Source organism: Flavobacterium sp. ACAM 123, from assembly GCF_000264055.1.
Lineage (GTDB): Bacteria > Bacteroidota > Bacteroidia > Flavobacteriales > Flavobacteriaceae > Flavobacterium.
Map to the genome: position 1 here is coordinate 1 of NZ_AJXL01000167.1, position 4879 is coordinate 4879.

Sequence of the window (4879 nt, forward strand, 5' to 3'; positions counted from 1 at the left end):
CAGAGTCCAATTTTAGGAACTACCATCACTTTAAAACGCTTAAAACAAAAAGGGTATTATTCATTGACTGATGTTTATATCGAACTTAATCCATCTCTTTGCGAACCGCCGAGTACGTGACCCGTACGCTCGGTGGTGTGAGAGGCGCACTCCGTTAGTTTCTAGCGGAGCCGTCTACTCGATTATAAGCCGTTTTTATTTGTTATTCCAGTTGGAAAATATTTTCTAATCATTTCGTGTGTTTCTGACTGAAATTGTAATAGTTTTAATGCTCTTTCTGTAAAATCAGATATTTTTAAATGTTTGTTTGCTATACTTTTTAAGCCTTTATTATTGAATAGTGAAAGGGTTTTCGGATAATCATTATTTTTAATAATTTCTTTAAGTTCCAATAATCTTTGTTCATGCCATTCTTCTATTTTTATTTCTTTAGTAAATTTCGTGTAGTTGCTTATAACTTCTGCTGGAGTATTTCCTTTAGAAACGTGTGAATCTTTGAAATAATAGTTAATTTTAGTAGAAACATAATTTGAAGATTGTAATTCAATTTCCTTTTGCAGTAGTGCAATAACATCTGATTTTATATTTTCAACAATTGTTTCATCCATCAACAGTTGTTTTGCCATTAATTTTAAAAATGTTTCATCTAAAAATAAATTTTCGGGTTCAGTCATTGAGAAAGAAAAAATATTTTCAACTTCAATTGCTTTAAGCCTTTCTAAGCCATGATGGTCAGAATCAATCAAGCCGTAAGCTTTTGTTGTAATATTAGGTAATTTATTAAATGCTTTAGTATAATTAATTACAGCAAAACAATTATCGACTGGTGAAATGGTAAAGTCAGGAAAAAGTATGTTATAAACTTTTTCATCAATGCTTCCCTTTTTGCCTTCACAGAATAAAATATTTTTTCGACTACCTAATAATTCAAGAAGTAAAGATTCAGGTAATTCATTTTCTGGGATATTTTCAATCTCCCAACTACTTGGATGATTGAATGATTTAATCCATACTTTTTTTGCAGTAGTTCTACTCGTGGCAAAATCTAAATCATGTGTTAAATAAACAAAGATGCAATCTTGTCTTTCTTTTTCTAGAATGTCCCACAGTTTTTTAAGTATCGTTTTATGTAAATACATTTCAGGTTCATCAACAATTATAAAACCTGATGTTGGTGCTTGTAAAATATGCGCAATTAAATACAATGCTACTTTTTCACCATCACTCATTTGGTGAGCTGGATAATTACTAGAGCTTGATATCTCCTTTAGCGTAATATTAATGCCATCATCACATTCCATTATTCTATGTTGGATTAGTGAATTCCATATTTTTAAAGCAATGTCAAGTTTTGTCGTAGGAACGTTTACTTGGTTGCCTCCTTTAATTAAAGCATCACAAAACTGATTTCTAATTACACTTCGTTCTGCCAATAAATTATCTAAAAGAACTTGAAATTCTCCACCAAGTTGAACAAGTAAACTATATGCGTTACCATTACTTTCCGTTGAGTAGGTAACTTTCATAGACTTATCAGCTACTTGGGAATTTTGAAGTTTCTGATTAGTATTATTAAAGTTTGAAACTCCACTAAATGTTGGAATTATTAATACTTTTTGAGCTGAAATTACAACACCAGTATTTGGCAGGTACTTTTTTAAATCGTTTGAAAGTGTTGTTTTTCCACTTCCATTAGCTCCGATTGCCACAATGTTACTACTGAAAAAATTAAGTTTTGTAAAGAAATCAAAATTGAATTGTATTAATTTTAATTGATTCTCTAATGGAAGAATTTGATTCTCAATTCTCGTTTTTATACTTTCTTTATTCTGTGGTTGAATAAAATCTAAATTTTGATTTTGTCTATATGGTAGGTAATTTAAAGCTTGAGTTAAGTCATTTTGAAATTGCTGAATATAATTTGTAGCTAAATTTTTTTCTGATATGACTTTTTTTAAAATATTACAATATGATATTATTTTGTCATGTAAATCAACCATTATTTCGTTGACTTCACAAACGGTACAAATTTCTTTATGTAACCCTAATTGTAGCAAACTTGTCTCTATAAATTCTAAAAAATTATCTTTTTCTGTCATATTTAATTATTGCATTAAGGTGTTGAATTTCAGTAGTTCTCATAAAATAGCTTATAACTAGTAGATAACATCAAATATATACATATTTTTTAATTTTTCACAATCATTTTATAAACATCTACTTGTTAATTTTAAGAAAGGCACAATATCCATAATTCTCTTTATTGCTGTCTAGCTGATTGTTGTACTTGCAAAGCCCGTGTAATTATATAGGGACCATATGATTTATCCCTTTTAAGCCGGGGAAGTTTGATGTGCCTTGGATGAAGCATAAAGTACGTTCTGCCTCAGGATTTAGGAATACTATTCATTATCCCCAAAATTCCGTTCCCAAAACTTATTCCTTAAAGAATTTGTTCATTCTCTTTTTATCACCCACGACCCATAGAATATCGTTTTTCTGTAGTACTAAATCTGATTCCGGATTCAATAATCTTTTCCCGTTTCTTTCTATACCCACGACCATGCCATTCGCTTTTTCTCTAATACGGGATTCGCTGATGCTTTTACCTATCAGTTCTTCCTTGTTTAATTCGAGTTGTTGCAGACTAATTTCCGTTTTTTCAACATTTTTGGGTAACTCAAATTCATGCATCCGCAGGTAGGTTTTGAATTCCTTTACCTGCGCATCTGTACCAATGACGCAAATCTCATCACCGGGAAACAAGCGTTCATTTTTTGTTGGTATTTTGACCATTATTTCCCCTCTTTTTATAAAAGCGATATTAATTCCCATTTCCTCCCGAAGACGCAATTCTTTCAAGGTTTTACCTGCAATGTTTGATTCTTTAGCAATAGTAAAAGTACTCATGTGTCCATCCCAGGGGGTTAAGCTGGCATATCTTCTACTAATTTTGACAATTTCTCGATTATTAAGATTCTGAAGAAAATGATTCTCAATTTTAATGTATTGACGATGCAATCTCTTTGGAAAAAAGAAATAGACACCGATAGCGATAAGCAGGGCAAAAAAGGCGACTAATGGAGAGAAAAAGATGTTTAGTAAGAAGCCGATGTAAAATATAGCTAATCCGATTCTAAACAAAACCATCATCATGATAGGACCTCTATATCTGCGCTCCTGACGTAATATTTCTACTTCTTTAATTGCGACACGGCGTAAGGATAGTGCCCATAAAAACGGCGAAATAGTAATTATGGTAATTAGGGCTGCGATAGCATTTCCAAATTTAGAGCTTTCTACTAGAGGCAGAACAAACTTAGAGGAAAGTAGTATGATAGCAGTTATGATTACAGTATGAATCACTATTTGTAACATAGTGGTGCGTAGCACTACTTGCCAGGTAGTTGCAGATTTGATTGCCTGAGTATTCGTACTGTAACGCGCTATTCTTTTAATCCATTTTCGCGGTAATTTTCGCTCTAAGAAATCAGCAAAAGGAGTAGCCATTTTTACCATAAACGGCGTTGTGAACGTCGTGATTGCGGAGACTGCTACAACAACTGGGTATAGGAAATTACTTGTAACGTTCATCGACATTCCTAAAGTGGCTATAATAAAGGAGAATTCTCCAATTTGTGCTAAACTCATTCCTGTTTGTACAGATTGTTTTAACGGCTGTCCTGAAATCAATGCCCCGATAGTCGAGCTTATGGATTGTCCAAATATGGTGATTAACGTTAAAAGCAGTACAGGAAAAGCATATTCGTAAAGTGTATTTGGATCTATTAACATTCCAACTGATACAAAGAAGATAGCTCCAAACAAGTCTTTTACGGGCTTGATTAAGTGTTCAATGTGCTCTGCCTGCGTAGTTTCTGCGATGATAGACCCCATAATAAAGGCACCTAGAGCCGGAGAGAATCCAACATTAGAGGCTAAAATTACCATCATTAAACAAAGGGCAAGTGAGATAATCAACATCATCTCATCGGTCAGTAAATGTTTTGCTTTTTTCAGCAGTGTAGGAATGAAAAATATTCCACCGACAAACCAAATGATTAGAAAGAAAATCAATTTTAATACAGAAAATAATAATTCGGTTCCTGAAAATTGCTGACTTACCGCCACTGTAGATAAAAGGACCATCATTAATATGGCTACAATATCCTGAACAATGAGTGAACCTATCACTATTCCTGCAAATTTTTGAGCCTTTACCCCCAGCTCTTCAAAGGTCTTGAGAATTATTGTAGTAGAAGAAATGGAGAGAATCACTCCTAAAAAGATGCTGTCCATTTGCTTCCAGCCCATCCACTGTCCCACTAGAAACCCCATCAAGACCATCGTGATAATCTGGGTAATAGCGGTTATGGAAGCGGTACCGCCCACTTTCATCAGTTTCTTAAAACTAAATTCAAGTCCTAGGCTAAATAGTAATATGATCACCCCAATTTCTGCCCAGACTTCAACGCTTTTCACATCTTTTACGGACGGAAAGAAATCGAAATGGGTTCCAGCCAGAAAACCAGCTATCAAATACCCTAAGACTAAGGGCTGTTTTAGTTTTTTAAAGATTAATACTGCAATACCAGCAGTCATTAGAATTAATCCTAAGTCACTTATTAAGGGTTTTAAATGTTGTGATGCTTCAGCAACTGTTGCTACAGTACTCATATTTTATTTTTTTAGGAGCTATATCCAGCCTTCCATTTCAAGCTTTAGTTTAAAAATCTTTTTTATTAGACATTTGCAGGAGCTACCTTTGGTCGCTCTGCAATTTGTCATAAAAATAGTTTTTCTCCTGCAAGGCTTTCCATTGCAGTCTGGGCTACACTTTTGCATTTCCTCCCGTTAAAAAGAAGATTAACAAAAAAAA

General features: G+C 33.5%; 2 protein-coding genes. Both read right to left on the reverse strand.

Annotation, left to right across the window (positions count from 1 at the left end; all coding sequences use genetic code 11):
• Nucleotides 1-182: 182 nt before the first annotated feature.
• On the reverse strand, nt 183-2099 hold the full coding sequence (locus A3SG_RS0117460) for an AAA family ATPase (RefSeq protein WP_016991285.1): 1917 nt from the start codon (nt 2097-2099) through the stop codon (nt 183-185).
• A 337-nt stretch (nt 2100-2436) separates the two neighbouring features.
• Entirely contained in the window at nt 2437-4677 is a 2241-nt protein-coding gene (locus tag A3SG_RS0117465) for a cation:proton antiporter (RefSeq protein ID WP_016991286.1), read from the reverse strand.
• Nucleotides 4678-4879 lie beyond the last annotated feature (202 nt).

Excerpts from the sequence above, each read along its gene's own strand:
- A3SG_RS0117460 (WP_016991285.1), bottom strand. The coding sequence starts at position 2,099 with ATGACAGAAAAAGATAATTTTTTAGAATTTATAGAGACAAGTTTGCTA.
- A3SG_RS0117465 (WP_016991286.1), bottom strand. The coding sequence starts at position 4,677 with ATGAGTACTGTAGCAACAGTTGCTGAAGCATCACAACATTTAAAACCC.